The 14128-nt window shown below is 59.8% G+C and carries 17 protein-coding genes; 7 read left to right on the forward strand and 10 right to left on the reverse strand.

Annotation, left to right across the window (positions count from 1 at the left end; genetic code table 11):
- Positions 1 to 63 precede the first annotated feature (63 nt).
- Genes BP26_RS28635 through ccoN form a run of 9 tightly spaced genes read right to left on the reverse strand, consistent with a single transcriptional unit; the run spans position 64 to position 7536 of the window.
- On the reverse strand, positions 64 to 204 hold the full coding sequence (locus BP26_RS28635) for a cbb3-type cytochrome oxidase assembly protein (RefSeq protein ID WP_084183083.1): 141 nt from the start codon (positions 202 to 204) through the stop codon (positions 64 to 66).
- Positions 204 to 2456 carry a heavy metal translocating P-type ATPase gene (locus BP26_RS0113720; RefSeq protein ID WP_051748960.1) on the reverse strand — a complete coding sequence of 751 codons (2253 nt, stop codon included), beginning with the start codon at positions 2454 to 2456 and terminating at the stop codon, positions 204 to 206. Before BP26_RS0113720 ends, BP26_RS28635 begins: the two co-directional genes overlap by 1 nt.
- A gap of 1 nt (position 2457) precedes the next feature.
- Positions 2458 to 2652, reverse strand: coding sequence for a hypothetical protein (locus BP26_RS29540; protein ID WP_029921152.1), 195 nt, complete (start codon positions 2650 to 2652; stop codon positions 2458 to 2460).
- Positions 2649 to 4061 (reverse strand): cytochrome c oxidase accessory protein CcoG, encoded by a 1413-nt coding sequence (gene ccoG, locus BP26_RS0113730; protein ID WP_036516879.1) that lies wholly within the window; start codon positions 4059 to 4061, stop codon positions 2649 to 2651. The genes BP26_RS29540 and ccoG overlap by 4 nt, the downstream gene beginning before the upstream one ends.
- 2 nt (positions 4062 to 4063) lie before the next feature.
- Positions 4064 to 4342, reverse strand: a complete 279-nt coding sequence (locus BP26_RS0113735) for a hypothetical protein (protein WP_029921154.1) — start codon at positions 4340 to 4342, stop codon at positions 4064 to 4066.
- Positions 4339 to 5277, reverse strand: a complete 939-nt coding sequence (ccoP, locus tag BP26_RS0113740) for a cytochrome-c oxidase, cbb3-type subunit III (RefSeq protein ID WP_029921155.1) — start codon at positions 5275 to 5277, stop codon at positions 4339 to 4341. The genes BP26_RS0113735 and ccoP overlap by 4 nt, the downstream gene beginning before the upstream one ends.
- A complete protein-coding gene (locus tag BP26_RS0113745) occupies positions 5274 to 5462 on the reverse strand; it encodes a cbb3-type cytochrome oxidase subunit 3 (protein WP_029921156.1) in 189 nt (62 codons plus the stop codon). Before BP26_RS0113745 ends, ccoP begins: the two co-directional genes overlap by 4 nt.
- Positions 5459 to 6166, reverse strand: a complete 708-nt coding sequence (gene ccoO, locus BP26_RS0113750) for a cytochrome-c oxidase, cbb3-type subunit II (protein ID WP_084183085.1) — start codon at positions 6164 to 6166, stop codon at positions 5459 to 5461. The genes BP26_RS0113745 and ccoO overlap by 4 nt, the downstream gene beginning before the upstream one ends.
- Positions 6103 to 7536, reverse strand: coding sequence for a cytochrome-c oxidase, cbb3-type subunit I (gene ccoN / locus BP26_RS0113755; protein ID WP_029921158.1), 1434 nt, complete (start codon positions 7534 to 7536; stop codon positions 6103 to 6105). The genes ccoO and ccoN overlap by 64 nt, the downstream gene beginning before the upstream one ends.
- Before the next feature lie 144 nt (positions 7537 to 7680).
- On the opposite strand from ccoN, the gene BP26_RS0113760 reads away from it, so the two are divergent.
- The 7 genes from BP26_RS0113760 to BP26_RS0113785 all read left to right on the forward strand — a co-directional run bounded on the left by BP26_RS0113760 (position 7681) and on the right by BP26_RS0113785 (position 13439).
- Positions 7681 to 8664, forward strand: a complete 984-nt coding sequence (locus tag BP26_RS0113760) for a universal stress protein (RefSeq protein ID WP_029921159.1) — start codon at positions 7681 to 7683, stop codon at positions 8662 to 8664.
- 201 nt (positions 8665 to 8865) lie between these two features.
- Positions 8866 to 9483, forward strand: a complete 618-nt coding sequence (locus BP26_RS0113765; RefSeq protein ID WP_029921160.1) for an OmpW/AlkL family protein — start codon at positions 8866 to 8868, stop codon at positions 9481 to 9483.
- A 271-nt stretch (positions 9484 to 9754) separates the two neighbouring features.
- Positions 9755 to 11266: a PAS domain-containing sensor histidine kinase gene (locus BP26_RS0113770; RefSeq protein ID WP_051748961.1), complete on the forward strand. Its 1512-nt coding sequence runs from the start codon at positions 9755 to 9757 to the stop codon at positions 11264 to 11266.
- Complete coding sequence (locus BP26_RS0113775) at positions 11263 to 11889, forward strand: response regulator transcription factor (RefSeq protein ID WP_211254919.1); 627 nt, start codon at positions 11263 to 11265, stop codon at positions 11887 to 11889. Before BP26_RS0113770 ends, BP26_RS0113775 begins: the two co-directional genes overlap by 4 nt.
- A 249-nt stretch (positions 11890 to 12138) precedes the next feature.
- Entirely contained in the window at positions 12139 to 12561 is a 423-nt protein-coding gene (locus BP26_RS30130; RefSeq protein WP_169740712.1) for a hypothetical protein, read from the forward strand.
- A 17-nt stretch (positions 12562 to 12578) separates the two neighbouring features.
- Entirely contained in the window at positions 12579 to 12902 is a 324-nt protein-coding gene (locus tag BP26_RS30135) for a high-potential iron-sulfur protein (RefSeq protein WP_029921163.1), read from the forward strand.
- Positions 12903 to 13010: 108 nt separating this feature from the next.
- Positions 13011 to 13439, forward strand: coding sequence for a universal stress protein (locus tag BP26_RS0113785; RefSeq protein WP_029921164.1), 429 nt, complete (start codon positions 13011 to 13013; stop codon positions 13437 to 13439).
- A gap of 408 nt (positions 13440 to 13847) precedes the next feature.
- On the opposite strand, the gene BP26_RS0113790 is transcribed toward BP26_RS0113785, so the two are convergent.
- A partial coding sequence (locus BP26_RS0113790; RefSeq protein ID WP_029921165.1) for a transposase domain-containing protein occupies positions 13848 to 14128 on the reverse strand: 281 nt, incomplete at its 5' end.

Here is a 14128-nt window from a genome sequence, read left to right on the forward strand (position 1 = left end):
TTCCCCGGGGAGCCCCGCTGCCGCCTATGATCTGGGTCAAGGAGCGCGCTGCCGTGTGATTTCCTAGCTTTCGTCATCCGGCATGCGGCTGGACAGATCTTCCAGGCCGTCGAACTGGCCGCGCTGCGCCGCCCAGAGAAATATGCCAATGGCGGCCAGGACCACGCCCACGCCAAGCGGAATCAGCAGATAAAGGCTGGCCATCAGGTCACCGTCAGCGGTAGTGGGACAACGATTGGCTTACCGGCTTCTTTTTTCAAAGTGACCCCACGCAGGGCATTGCCCACGACCAGCAAGGAGGATGCGGACATTCCCGCCGCCGCCAGCCAGGGTGAAAGGTGGCCGGTCAGGGCCAACGGCAAGACCACGAGGTTGTAGCACAAGGCCCAGGCCATATTTTCACCAATCCTGCGGGTGACCAGACGCGAGGCATCCAGTGCGAGCGGCAGGCCGGCAAGGGTATCTCCCAACAGCAGCAGGTCCGCCTTGCCCTGCGTCAATGCCGCCCCTCGCGGCATCGCCGCCGCAACGTCCGCGGCCGCCAGCAGCGGCGCGTCGTTGATGCCGTCGCCGACCGCCAGCACCTTTCGCCCCTGTGCCTGCAATTGTCTCAGGCGGGCGAGTTTTTCGGATGGCGTTTGCCTGGCGGCGAAGTTGCGTATCTTCAGCAGTCCGGCCAGAGTCTCGACCGCGTCGGCTCCGTCACCGCTGAGGATCTCGATCGCAAGACCGCGTCTTTCCAGGTCGGCGATCAGTGCTATGGCTTCGGGCCGAATCCGGGCGCCGATAGAAAATGCCGCGAGCATCCGGGTTTCATCGCGCAGAACGATCCACGTATCGCCGGTTTTCCCGTGAGGGATAATCGGCAGGCCGGCCCGGTGCGCTACGGGATCGGTCGTGCCCAGCCAGTATCGGCGGCCATCCACGATGCCTGTGATCCCCGATCCCGGGACGCTCTCGATATCGCTTGCTACCAGGTCGCCCGACTTGCCGGCGAAGGCTGTGGCGATCGGATGACGGCTGCCTTGCTCCAGCGCCGCGGCGATCCGGGTGCAGTGTTCGGCATCGACTCCGCTTTCCGCGAGCACCTCACCGAGTCTCATCTCGGGCGAAGTCAGGGTGCCGGTCTTGTCCAATAAAACCGTATCCACCCCGGCCAAGACCTGCAATGCACCGGCATTAGCCACCAGCACCCCGGAAGCCGCAAGGCGTGAAGTTGCGGCGGCGAGTACGGCAGGTACCGCGAGCGACAGTGCACAAGGGCAACTGGCCACCAGCACCGCAATGGCGATGTTCGCAGCCTGGTCCATCGACGCGCCGCGCAGCAAGGCAATTGCCAATCCGCAGACGGAAAACACCAGCACCGCCGCGATGAAGTGGGCCGCGAGCCGATCGGCAAGCTGCTGCAGCTTGGGTTTCGAATCCTGCGCGTGTTCCATGAGTTTGGTGATCTGAGCCAGCACGGTTGCGCCGCCCAGGCGGTCGGCGCGGAATACCAAGGCAGTCGTTCCGAGGTTGACAGCCCCGGCCAGAACCCGCTGGCCGGGGCTGCGCAATACCGGGCGGGCTTCGCCGGTCAGCAATGATTCATCGAGTTCCACTGTGGGCTGAGTCAGCATACCGTCTGCCGGCAACACCTCGCCGGGCGCGACGACGACTTCGTCGCCCGGACGCAATTCGCCGATGGCCACCTGTTCGACCCCGGAGCCGCTGCGCCGTTGCGCTGTCAGCGCGCGGCGTCCCGCCAGAAGCCGCAAGCGTTCACCGGCACGCGCGCGGGTCCGGGATTCAAGATAGCGACCGATGGTGAGGAACCAGACGAACATGGTAGCCGTATCGAAATAAAGATCGCCATGTCCCGCGAAGGTCCTAACCACCGAAGCGCCGAACGCAACGGCCAGCGCCAGGCCGACAGTGACATTCATGTCGAGCGCCCGGCTCCGCAGTGCCCGGTAGGCGCCCGAAAACAACGGCCAACCCGCCCAGAGTACTCCCGGAATGGAAATGACCAGCTGAGCCCATCGCAGCAATTGCTCGATCGCCGGGTCCGGCCGGACACCGAAGTAACCGGGCCAGGCCATCATCATCACCTGCATGGCGCAGATGGTCGATACACCGATGCGTCCGATGGTCAAGCGGCGCTCGCGCAATGAACGGGTGGAAGGCGCCTCGTTTGCCAGGATCCGCGGTTCCAGGCCCGCCTTGTCCAGAGCTTCCAGAATGGCGGAGAGTCGCACAGCTTCCGGCTTGAAACGCAGGCTCAGCGTTTTCGCCGCGACATTGACACGGATTTCATCCGCGCGACTGGCAATCAGGGACTCGGCCCTGGCAGCGCAACCTGCGCAATGAATGCCATCCAAAGCCAGCAGCACTTCGCAGCCGCTCCCACCGGTGGAACCGAACCCAGCCCGGACTTCGGGTCGGTCGAAGGCGGTCCAGTCGCGGCCGCTGCTCATCTCAGCGCACGTGTACCGGCACAGCGGCAGGCGCCGCACTCGGTAACTGCGTGAAGCCGTGAACGTAGGCATTGAAGGCCAACAGACAGCCGGCAAATACCGCCATCAACGGCAGGCCGATCATCAGGATGAACTCCAGAAAGATACGGAATTCGGCAGGGTTGGCGGGATTGGTCGAGTTGACTTGCGTGCTCATGGCTTGCCTCCGGTCAAAAATCTGGCATTGCGTTCACGGCTCGGGCCGGGTGAATCGATTTGCGAAATCCCGACCACGACGGATTCGATGGACGGCAGCGGCTGCTCGCTGTCGCTACGTGGAGCAGTGCGCAGTGTGATGGTAGTGGCCCCGGTCTCGTCCGCGGCGCGGCTCAACTCGGCCGGCTCGACGATTAGGGGTGTCCCATCGGAAAAATGCGCTGAAATGGCGTAACGATGGGCGACCGCGTCGTCGTTGGTCACCTTGAGTGTGTAGACATTCTCAATGGCCCCGCTGGCCAGTTCGCGGTACAGGGTATGGCGGTCCCTCAGGACATCGAAGCGCAACGTCGAATGGCCCAAGGCCAGCAGCAGGAAGCCGGCGCAGGCGGCCAACCACAGGATTCCATAGCCGATGGTCCGCGCACGGACCAGGCGGAACGGTCCGCCGGCGTCGTGCCGTGAACTGGTATAGCGGATCAGACCCTTGGGCTTCTTCACCGATTCCATCACGCCGTCGCAGACATCTACGCAGGCGGCGCAGGCGATGCACTCGTATTGCAGGCCATTGCGGATATCGATCCCCACGGGACAAACCTGGACGCAGAGGGAACAGTCGACGCAGTCGGCTGCCTTCTGGCCGGTCTTCTTTGCCTGGGTCTTGCGGGGCTCGCCCCGCTTCTCGTCGTAGGCGATGATGAGCGTATCCGGGTCGAACATCGCGCTCTGGAAACGGGCGTAGGGGCACATGTACTTGCACACCTGTTCGCGCATGAAGCCGGCAAAGCCCCAGGTCATGAATCCATAGAACAATACCCAGAACAGCGCCCAGCCCGAAAGCTGAAAGTGCAGTGCGGCCGGGAACAATTCGCGCGCCGGCACAAAATAGGCGACGAAGCTCAACCCAGTCAGCAGTGCGAAGCCCAGCCAGAGCAAGTGCTTGGCACCCTTGCGCGCGAGTTTCTCCGGACCCCATGGTGCGCGGTCCAGGCGGATGCGGCTGTAGCGGTCACCTTCGCAGAACTGCTCCATCCAGAGGAACGATTCCGTCCAGACTGTTTGCGGGCACGCATATCCGCACCACAGGCGCCCGGCCAGGGAGGTGAAAAAGAACAGGGTGAGCGCTGCGAGAAGCAGCAGGAATGCCAGTAGCAGCAAATCCTGCGGCACCAGCGTCAGGGCGAAAATATGGAATCGGCGATGTGGCAGGTCGAACAACACCAGCGGCTTGCCGTTCCAGGACAGCCAAGGAACGAGATAGTACAAGCCCAGCAGAATGGACATCGACGATACCCGCAGCCGGGCAAATATGCCCTTTGCCTGGCGCGGATAGATCTTGACCGCGGATTCGTACAGCAGAACCTCGCTCTTGGGTGTGGATTTGCAATTCGGCTGGGGCTCGGCGCGCATGATCAACCTTCCGTCTTGGTCTTGCGCGGTAACAAGATGGCCGCCAGCAGCGTTGGCACTAGCGCGAGCACCCACAGCACCAGAAAAGTCGGGCCGGCACCTTCCATCGTCGTTGGCGGCAGCGTCCAGTCCCTAGGCGTCAGTTGCAGGGCAACCATCGACAGCGTGGCGCCCAGAAAGGAACACCAGAGCAGCGCACACGCGAGCCTGAGCCCTTCGTGGCGCTCCAGATAGTGGGGCGACACTCTGTTGAGATTTTCGCCAGCCGGCTGCTGATTCACTGCTTTTCCGCCTTTTCCGCCTTTTCCCCATTTTCCGCATCTTCCGGTGTCGCGGCGGCGGTCGCATGGGACAGGCCGTAGACATATGCGGCCACAACGCGGATCTCGTCAGTCGACAGGATGGTCTCGTGCGCTGGCATGGTGCTCTGCCGCCCTTTCATGATGGTTTCGGTGACGCCTTCGCGTCCGCCGCGGAACAGCCAGACATCGTCACTGAGGTTGGGAGCACCCAAGGCGACATTGCCCTTGCCTTCGGCGCCGTGACAGGCCGCACAGGTCACGGCAAACTGCTTTTGGCCGGCTTCACGCTTGGCCGCGTCCAACTTCGGGTCGGACCAGAACGGAACGAAGTCCACCAGCGCCTGCCTAGCTTCTGGTGTCAGCCCCAAGCCGATTGGCGGCATCACGCCGTGACGTCCATGGGTGATGGTTTCCACCAGTTGCTCGGGCTCTCCGCCGAACAGCCAGTCCTTGTCGGTCAGGTTGGGGAAACCGATAGCCCCGCGGGCGTCGGTGCCGTGGCAACCTGCGCAATTGCCCAGGAATACGGCTCGTCCAAGCGATTGGGCCGACGGATCCCGAGCCAGTGCGGGAATATCCTTGCCGGCAAGCGAGGCATAGATCGCCGTGCGTTTTGCCGTCAGCTCGTCCAGACGCGTCTGCATCTGCTTGGTTGAAGTCCAGCCCAGGCGCCCCGCCAGATTGCCCAGTCCGGGATAGAACGCCAGATAGCCCGCGCCGAAGATCACCGTCAGCACGAACAGGTTCAGCCACCAGCGCGGCAGCGGATTGTTGAATTCCCGCAAATCGTCGTCCCAGACGTGCCCGGTGCTCTCGCCGGGCGTGCCGCGTGCATTGGCGTACAGCAGCCAGAGGCAACCGATCATCATCGCGAACGTGATGATGATGATGTAGACACTCCAGAAATCGCTCATGACTGCGACTCCCGGCAGCAGGCAGGCAGTTCCATCACCGTCGGCAACGGAGAGCGCTGCATCTCCTCGGTCAGCGGCAACATGGATGCCTCCTCGAACCGGGCGCGGTTATGCCGCGTGTACGCCCACCAGGTGATGCCGATGAAGCCGATGAAGGCTGCGCTTGTGAATATTCCACTGATCATGGCTTGCTCTCCGTCTTTGCGGGTTCGGATGCCGCTGTCACCGATTCGGGTTTCGGCATCTTGAGTGATTGCAGGAAGGCGATCAGCGCGTCCATCTTGGTCTTGCCGGCAACTTCCTCGTCCGCCTTGGCAATCTCGGCGTCGTCGAAGGGCACACCGACTTTCTTCAGGGCACGCATCATGGCCGGAACTTCACCCGGCTCGAACTTTTCCTTCGCCAGCCAGGGGTAACCCGGCATGTTCGATTCCGGCACCACGTCGCGCGGATTGTTCAGGTGGATCTGGTGCCATTCGTCGCTGTAGCGGCCGCCGACTCGGGCCAAGTCCGGACCTGTGCGTTTGGAGCCCCACTGGAAGGGGTGGTCGTATACCGACTCGCCCGCTTGCGACGCCGGGCCATAGCGCAAGACCTCTTCGCCCAGGGAACGGATCATCTGGGAATGGCAGCCGTAGCAGCCTTCACGCACATAGACGTCGCGCCCCGCCGTTTCAAGCGGTGTGCGCATCTGCAGTCCGGTCGCGGGAGTGGTGGCGGTCTTGTCATTCATCAGGGGAATGATCTCCACCAGGCCGCCGAAGCTGATCGCAACCGCGGTCAGGACGCCCAGCAGCATCACGTTCTTTTCTATGATTTCGTGTTTCACGCGCGCACCTCCGCAGCGTTTGGCATGGGTTGAAGCGAAGGCGTCTTCAGCGTCCGCCATACATTCCAGGCCATGACCAGCATGCCGGAGAAGAACACTAGTCCACCGGCCAGGCGCACGGCATAGAACGGATGAGTCGCCTTCAGTGACTCAATAAAGCTGTAAGTGAGCGTGCCGTCCGCTTCGGTGGCACGCCACATCAGGCCTTGCATCAAGCCGGCACTCCACATCGCGGTGATGTACAGCACAGTGCCGACGGTCGACAGCCAGAAGTGCAGGTTGATGGCCGGGATGCTGTACATCTGTGGCCGGCCGAAAGCACGCGGGATGAGGGCATACATCGATCCGATCGAGATCATCGCAACCCAGCCCAGGGCGCCGGAATGAACGTGGCCGATGCCCCAGTCGGTGTAGTGGGATAAAGCGTTGACGGTCTTGATCGACATCATCGGGCCTTCGAAGGTCGACATGCCGTAGAACGACAAGGAGACAATCAGGAATTTGACGATCGGGTCATCGCGGAGCTTGTGCCAGGCCCCGCTCAAGGTCATCATGCCGTTGATCATGCCGCCCCAGGATGGCGCCAGCAGGATCAGCGAGAACACCATGCCGAGCGATTGCACCCAGTCGGGCAGGGCGGTGTAATGCAGATGATGCGGGCCGGCCCACATGTACACCGCGATCAGGGCCCAGAAATGAACGATGGAGAGCCGATAGGAATAAATCGGCTTGCCCACCTGCTTGGGCACGAAGTAATACATCATGCCGAGGAACCCGGCCGTCAGGAAAAAACCGACGGCATTGTGCCCGTACCACCACTGCACCATGGCATCGGTAGCACCGCTGTAGGCCGAATAGGATTTCCAAAGGCTTACCGGAATCGCGGCGCTGTTGACGATATGCAGCAATGCAACCGCCAGGATGAAGGCCCCGAAGAACCAATTGGCGACGTAAATATGAGAAACGGTGCGCTTGGCGATGGTGCCGAAGAACACTACCGCATACGCCACCCAGACAATAGCGATCAGGATATCGATCGGCCATTCCAGTTCCGCGTATTCCTTGCTCTGGGTAATGCCAAGAGGCAGGGTGATGGCTGCCAGGACGATGACCAGATTCCATCCCCAGAAGGTGAATTTCGCCAGCCAGGGCAGAAACAGCGGCGCCCTGGAGGTTCGCTGTACGCACCAGTAGCTGGAAGCGAACAGCGCACTGCCGCCGAAGGCGAAAATCACGGCATTGGTATGCAGCGGACGCAGACGGCTGTAAGTGAGCCATGGAATGTCCATGTTCAGCTGCGGCCACAGCAACTCCGCGGCGATCCAGACGCCCACCAGCATTCCGACGATGCCCCAAACTACGGTCATCACCGAAAAGCTCCGAATGACGCTATCCTCGTAATGAACAACTGATGTTGATGACTGATCCATTTCGACCCCCGGTTACGGACGGCCAAAAGAATCGCTCCAGCGGGAAAACGTCGCATTGATCCAGATCAAAGCACCTCCCGACCATGCTCGGCAGACTCGCTCCCAGCAACTCGCGAGCTGGCCGGGAGGCCGATGAGGACAGCAATGAACAGTCAGAAATCCATTATCGTGGTGATGTCTCCGTCCCGGCGTGCGACACCGGCCCTGCATCGGGCGATGGCTTACGCTCACCATACCAACGCGATACTCCATCTGCTTCTGTTCGACTATTACGGCCCGATCGACCATTCCCGCACCATTTTTGGCGACGAGGTCGCCGATCGGGCGCGCCACGACTTTCTCGACGAGCGGATGAAGTGGCTGACCTCGGAGGCCGGTGCACTGGCCCAGCAGGGAATACGGGTGGAGTGCGACGTGATCTGGGCGCCCAGTCCCTATAAGAGCATCATCGGCAAGATACTCGAGATCAAGCCCGACTTGGTCGTGAAGGATGTTGATTGCGAAACTCAGGGAGAACAGTTGCTGCGCCCTTCCTCCCTCGACTGGAAGCTTCTGCGCTTGAGCCCTGCGCCGCTGATGCTTGTACACCCCCGATCCAAGCTGGTACCGCACCACGTTCTTGCTTCGGTCGATGTTACCGTTGCCGGCGACGAAGGGCAGCTCAACGATCGTGTCGTGGAAACCGCACAGTCGCTTGCTTCACTCAGCGAAGCGCAGGTGGATTTGGTTTCAATTTTCTCGTATGTCCCGCTGGACACTTATGCGTCTGGGTTCATCGCCGACACCTTCGATATCATGAATACGGCACACCGCGAGTCCCTCGAGAAATTTGCGGCCAAGCACAAGATTCGGCCGATGCAAGTTATCCGACGCAGCGGCTTCGATGTTTCGGAATCCATTGCGAGCTGTGCCCGTGATCGCAGTGCGGATATGGTTGTATTGGGTTCAGCCTATCGAAGCGGGTTCGACCGGATCATGTTCGGAACAGTGGCTGAGGGTCTGATCCGCAAATTGCAGTGCGATGTTCTCCTGGTCAAGCCTGTAGGCTTCGAAATGGAGTTATCCAAACACCTGAAAATTCCAGAGCAACACGTCGAAACCGGGACCAAGAAGTCTGTCGAGGCGTGATCCACATGACTCCGTAAAGCCGCCCACTCTGAGGCGGTCCGTACATCAAGCGGCCCTAGTGGCCGCTTTTTTTTGTTTGCGCGAGTGTGGAGTGGAAAGATGATTGCGCTGGCGAATCAATGATCCTGATCAATGCCCGGGCGGCGACAGATATCGAAAATTAACTGGTCATCAATCCGATGTTAACTGCTGAAATAAGCCATGAAACATAAATATCTCTCTCTGGTGATGGTCGCCGCTCCCTTGCTGGCCGCTCCTTCCCTGGTTCATGCCGATTGTTTCGCCGAGTCCACTCCTTGGACCGTGCGGGTAGGGGTGCACAATATCGACCCCACCGGCGGGTCCAGCCAGACGGCCGCGGGCGACGTCGAGGTCAAGAGCAAAATTGGGCCTACGCTGAATCTCGATTACCGGATCTGCCGCAACATCACCATCGACATTCTCGGCGCCATCCCGTTCACCCATGACATCAAACTGAACGGCCAGGAAGTAGGGACCACCCGCCATCTGCCGCCGACGGTCACGCTCCAGTATCACCCGCTTCCGGATGCCAGCTTCGATCCGTTCGTCGGTGCCGGTGTCAACCGTACGTTCTTTTTCAATGAATCGCTGTCCAACGGCCCGAACCTCCAACTCTCCAATACCTGGGGTTACACGGTGCAGGGTGGTGTGGACTGGAAATTCGCGCCGGCCTGGGTGGCTGGTGTCGATGTCCGCTACATCCAGATCGAGCCTGACGCAAGCGTCGGCGGCACACCGATCGGGAAAGTCAAGATCGATCCGCTGGCTTACGGCATCAACGTCGGCTACCGCTTCTGATCGCATCTGTGACAGATCGGGCCGGGGGGCGGGGTGCCGGTAGCGCTCCGCCCCCAGCTTTGTTCTGGAATCCTGAAAGAGACGCCATCGGCCGTCACCGCTGACCCTGGAGGGTTGGCCGAGTTCGACTCAGCCCTGAAAAGCGGCACGTCGGCCAAGGGGAACAGTCCAACTCCAGCCGCTCGATGGCAGGGGGAGGTCATGGAGCCCGAACTTGTTTAAAATCACCTAAATCCTTGATCCCATCCTATTTCAGGAAGCCGCCAGTTTTATGCCGCATAAAGGCGCCAATCATCGCAGGATCAGCGCCGCATCCGTCCGCTTGACGGCTTTACTCGACGCCGCAGTGGATCCCATTGTGCTGATCGATCCCCGCGGCAGGATCAGCGGATTCAACCGCGCCGCCGAAGCTGTATTCGGGTACAGCGAGGCCGAAGTCATCGGAAAAAATGTTTCCGTGCTGATGCCGCAGCCTTATCGCGACGAGCACGATGGCTACCTCGCGCGATACGTCGAAACCGGATCGCGGCGCATCATCGGAATCGGGCGGGAAGTTGTCGCGCAGAGGAAAGACGGGACCACGTTCCCGATCGATCTTTCGGTCGGAGAATTCAAGACCGATGCGGAGCGGGGATTTGTAGGAATCCTCCGGGACATCACCCAGCGCAAGCGACAGGAAGCCGAAATCCGGGAGGCGACGGAGGAACTGCGGCTCATTTTTGAAAACACGCCGACACCAGTCACCATCACCGACATCAACGGCCATGTGTTGAATGCCAATCGCGCTTGCGAGATCCTCCTCGGATACTCCGCTCAGGAACTCAAGGAAATGCGGCATAGCGACCTGGTCGTCGAAGAAGATCGTCAGGAAATACGGGCGGAATTCTCGAAGCTGCATCAGGAAGGCGAGAGGTTCGGCCGGGAGATCCGCTATCGGACCAAGGATGGTCAAATCATGTATGCCTTGCTCCAGGCGGGTGTAGCGCGTGACACCAAGGGGGAGCCTTTACTGATGATCTGCGAGGTCATCGACCGCAGCCGTGTCTTCGAAGTTGCCAAGGAAGCGGAAGATCTGCGCACCAGGCTGGCCCATGTCGGCCGGATTGGTACGCTCGGCGAGATGGTCAGCGGAATTGCGCACGAGGTGAATCAGCCCCTGACCGCCATCGCCAACTATGCCAGCGCCGCAAGGCGCCTGGTTCTGGCTGGAGCGGTGGATCCCGAGGAGTTGGCGGAGATCCACGACAAGATCGCAATTCAGGCCGAGCGGGCGGGGCAGGTGATCCGGAGCCTCCGCAACATGGCGCGCAAACGCGAATTCCTGCGGGAGCCGCTCGATTGCGGCATGCTGGTCGGCGAAGTCACCAAGCTGATCGATTTCGAGTTGCGCGCGAGGGGCTGGAAGCTGCTGGTCAGCATAGCGGCCAAGCTTCCACCTGTACTTGGCGACGGCGTACAGATCCAACAGGTACTGCTGAACCTGATCCGCAACGCGCTCGAGGCAATGATCGAGAAGGCGAGCGGCGATTTCGTCCAGGTTACGGCAGCGCCGGTGGACGGCTCCTGGATCGATATCACAGTCAGCGACTGTGGCCCAGGATTGAGCCACGATGCAGAAGACCGCTTGTTCGAACCCTTTTTCACCACCAAATCCCAAGGCATGGGTTTGGGCCTTTCGATCTGCAAATCCATCATGTCCGCACACGGCGGCGAACTGCAATATCGCCGGAATAGCCGTGGTGGCGCCGATTTCATCATGCGTCTACCGGTATCCAGCCCATGACTATCCCTGCCAGTGTTCCAGCGCCCATGGTCTTTATCGTCGACGACGAAGAGGCGGTGCGAGATAGCATCGGTCTGCTGCTTCGATCCGTCGGCATTCGCTCCCGGGCTTTCCCCGACGCAAGGGCTTTCTTGGATGGCTACAAATCCGAGGAGCCTGGTTGCCTGGTACTCGACATTCGAATGCCGCGCCTGAGCGGGATGGAATTGCAGCAGGAGCTGAATCGCCGTGGTTGGGCCCTCCCGGTGATTTTCATTACCGGCCATGGCGACGTACCGATGGCTGTAGAAGCCATGCGCGCCGGGGCGGTCGATTTCCTCCAAAAGCCGTTCAAGGACGATGAACTGATTCGCCGTGTGCAGAAAGCTCTGGAACACGACGCAAAGCTACGCGAGCAGCTCGGTAGCCTGGGATTGGTCAAGGAGAGATTTGACAGCCTGACGCCTCGGGAAAAGGAGATCGCGGAGCGTCTGGCCGGCGGCGACGCCAACAAGGCCATCGCGATCGATCTGGGCTTGAGCGAGCGTACCGTGGAGCTCCATCGGGCTCACGTCATGCAGAAGATGGGCGCGCGCGGCCTGGCTCAACTGGTCCAGATGCTCATTCAGCTCAAGCGCAGCTGAACTGGCGGGAAATCGCTGGGCTTCAATTGGCAGTTTTGTGTGACTGCTTGCCCAAAGCCGGTACTGGTCACGATTTCACGGGTTGGCAGACTTCCGCCTGCAAGAAGTACTCTCTGCGCTGTTGGAGAGTCTGAAGGTATTTGATCCAGGTCAATGTTGGAGACCTGGAATCCTTTCAATATTGCGTCCAGGGTGCGCGGCGTGAATGCGCACGCGAGCGGCAATTCTGCCGCCCAATGGAGGCGATTCATGATCCGGCATGACCTCACGGAGCTCCACTTCTCGCCAGATGTAGGCGACGCCGTCAATTTGAAGACAGGCGCTTCTCACCCGGTAATTGTTTCAGCGTCGAGCCCTTCCAATACCGCTGTCGCTGCGGCCAGCTATCGCGGAATGCCAACGGCAAGCATTCATACCTATACATCTTCGTTGTCGACGGTTGTTTTTATTTTTGCATTGATCGTCGCGTTGTTGGAATTAGCTCGCAAGTTCACAAAACAGGCGGGGACCAGGCACCTCAAATTTCATGCCGTCCTGACTCGTAACCCCTCGATACACGCGGCATGGCTCGGGGTTCCTGGTGTCCCAAAGCTTGCGTCGATATTGAGATCAGCCTCGGCCAAGGTGCCGCCCAGGCTGAAGCCGTTATCCAGCTCGATATTCAAAAATTGATTGGCCCAGGAGATTGCATGCCCAGCTTCGTTGACAACTCACGCCGTCGGTTACTGAAGAAACTCGCCATGGGCGTAGCCTTGGCACCATTCGCCGTCTCGCAATTGCACCCGGCAACGGCGGGGGATGCGCCGCTTGTAACCCCTGACGATCAAACAGCCAAGGCATTCAAGTACGTCGCCGATGCCACCAAATCGGCGGAGGCAAGGCCGGGCAGCCGATGCGGCAATTGCATGTTGTACCAAGGCGCCGCTGGTTCGATCCAGGGTGGTTGCCCCTTATTCACCGGGAAGCAGGTCAAGGCTGCTGGCTGGTGCAATTCGTGGACCGCCAAGTCGTAGTGAGCCCCGATAATGGACGCAGTATGGGCAAGCCTGATGTTGAAATCTGACCGGGCCACGCTGACGAATCATGCACTCACCATTCCAAGCATCACGGAGTAACTGAAGATGCAAAAGATCATTATTCCTTACGACGGATCCGCCGCCGCCAGAAGAGCGCTCCTGCATCTCGTCGATACGATCAAGGGCGATTCCGATGTTCAGGTACACGTCCTGAATGTGCAGGAAAGTCCGGCCTACCTGGACAGTTGTCTGGATGCCGCCACCATCAAGCAGATCGAACAGTCGATTGCCGCTGCCGGGAGGAAAACCGTCCTTGAAGCAGCCGAGGTCCTGCAGCAGGCTTCAATTCCGCACCAATTGCATGTTCATGTGGGGCCAATAGCGGAGACCATCGCACAACAAGCGGCGGTACTCGGATGCAAAGCCCTCATTATGGGAACGCGAGGCCTCGGAGCATTCTCGGGGCTGCTCTTGGGTTCAGTCGCAACCAAGGTCATTCATCTGGTCGATATTCCCATCACTTTGGTGAAATAGGAGTAGTTGTCGCCATTCGATGTAGCCTACTAAACGTTGCCTGCCAACTTGGTATCGACGCCAATAATTTCTTCTAAAACAACTAAATAAATCGGTCATCTGCATTGAAATGGCCTGCATTTAACGCGAGTCGTTGAGGTTGTCTTCACCGTTGGCAGTCAACATCGTCCTTCGGCAGTGAACGTTGACGCCATTAGCTTGCGGCGAAAGAGTCGTGGTCGGCCGGACACGGATTTTTGGTAGCCTCAGCCTGGCACGGAACTCTGGTGGAGACGTCTGGCGTCGCCCCAGGAGATCTCGCCAGTAACGGACTGAGTGTCGAATGTTTTAAAACAATTAGTTATGTGACCATCTATGGGTAAGCGTCCAGGCATCCCATCTTGACGGAAGGGTGCAGAGCTATAAAGCCTAAGGCTTCCAGTTCTGCGGCAGAAGCGCATCGAGTTTGCTGATCGGTTGAGTCGGCAATCGAGTCAGGACGTCCTTGAGATAGGCGTGCGGATCATGACCGTTGAGCTTGGCCGTTTGGATCAGGCTCATGATCGCAGCAGCGCGCTCTCCAGCGAGCTGGGTGCCTGTGAAGAGCCAGTTCTTCTTGCCGACCGCCCAGGGCCGGATCTGCCGCTCATCATGGTTATTGTCGATGGGCAAAGCCGGATCCGCGAGAAAGCGCGTCAGCGCGGGCCATC

The sequence above is a fragment of the Nevskia soli DSM 19509 genome, assembly GCF_000711955.1.
Lineage (GTDB): Bacteria > Pseudomonadota > Gammaproteobacteria > Nevskiales > Nevskiaceae > Nevskia > Nevskia soli.

Excerpts from the sequence above, each read along its gene's own strand:
- BP26_RS28635 (WP_084183083.1), bottom strand. The coding sequence starts at position 204 with ATGGCCAGCCTTTATCTGCTGATTCCGCTTGGCGTGGGCGTGGTCCTG.
- BP26_RS0113720 (WP_051748960.1), bottom strand. The coding sequence starts at position 2,456 with ATGAGCAGCGGCCGCGACTGGACCGCCTTCGACCGACCCGAAGTCCGG.
- BP26_RS29540 (WP_029921152.1), bottom strand. The coding sequence starts at position 2,652 with ATGAGCACGCAAGTCAACTCGACCAATCCCGCCAACCCTGCCGAATTC.
- ccoG (WP_036516879.1), bottom strand. The coding sequence starts at position 4,061 with ATGCGCGCCGAGCCCCAGCCGAATTGCAAATCCACACCCAAGAGCGAG.
- ccoP (WP_029921155.1), bottom strand. The coding sequence starts at position 5,277 with ATGAGCGATTTCTGGAGTGTCTACATCATCATCATCACGTTCGCGATG.
- BP26_RS0113745 (WP_029921156.1), bottom strand. The coding sequence starts at position 5,462 with ATGATCAGTGGAATATTCACAAGCGCAGCCTTCATCGGCTTCATCGGC.
- ccoO (WP_084183085.1), bottom strand. The coding sequence starts at position 6,166 with ATGGCGGACGCTGAAGACGCCTTCGCTTCAACCCATGCCAAACGCTGC.
- ccoN (WP_029921158.1), bottom strand. The coding sequence starts at position 7,536 with ATGGATCAGTCATCAACATCAGTTGTTCATTACGAGGATAGCGTCATT.
- BP26_RS0113760 (WP_029921159.1), top strand. The coding sequence starts at position 7,681 with ATGAACAGTCAGAAATCCATTATCGTGGTGATGTCTCCGTCCCGGCGT.
- BP26_RS0113765 (WP_029921160.1), top strand. The coding sequence starts at position 8,866 with ATGAAACATAAATATCTCTCTCTGGTGATGGTCGCCGCTCCCTTGCTG.
- BP26_RS0113770 (WP_051748961.1), top strand. The coding sequence starts at position 9,755 with ATGCCGCATAAAGGCGCCAATCATCGCAGGATCAGCGCCGCATCCGTC.
- BP26_RS0113775 (WP_211254919.1), top strand. The coding sequence starts at position 11,263 with ATGACTATCCCTGCCAGTGTTCCAGCGCCCATGGTCTTTATCGTCGAC.
- BP26_RS30130 (WP_169740712.1), top strand. The coding sequence starts at position 12,139 with ATGATCCGGCATGACCTCACGGAGCTCCACTTCTCGCCAGATGTAGGC.
- BP26_RS30135 (WP_029921163.1), top strand. The coding sequence starts at position 12,579 with ATGCCCAGCTTCGTTGACAACTCACGCCGTCGGTTACTGAAGAAACTC.
- BP26_RS0113785 (WP_029921164.1), top strand. The coding sequence starts at position 13,011 with ATGCAAAAGATCATTATTCCTTACGACGGATCCGCCGCCGCCAGAAGA.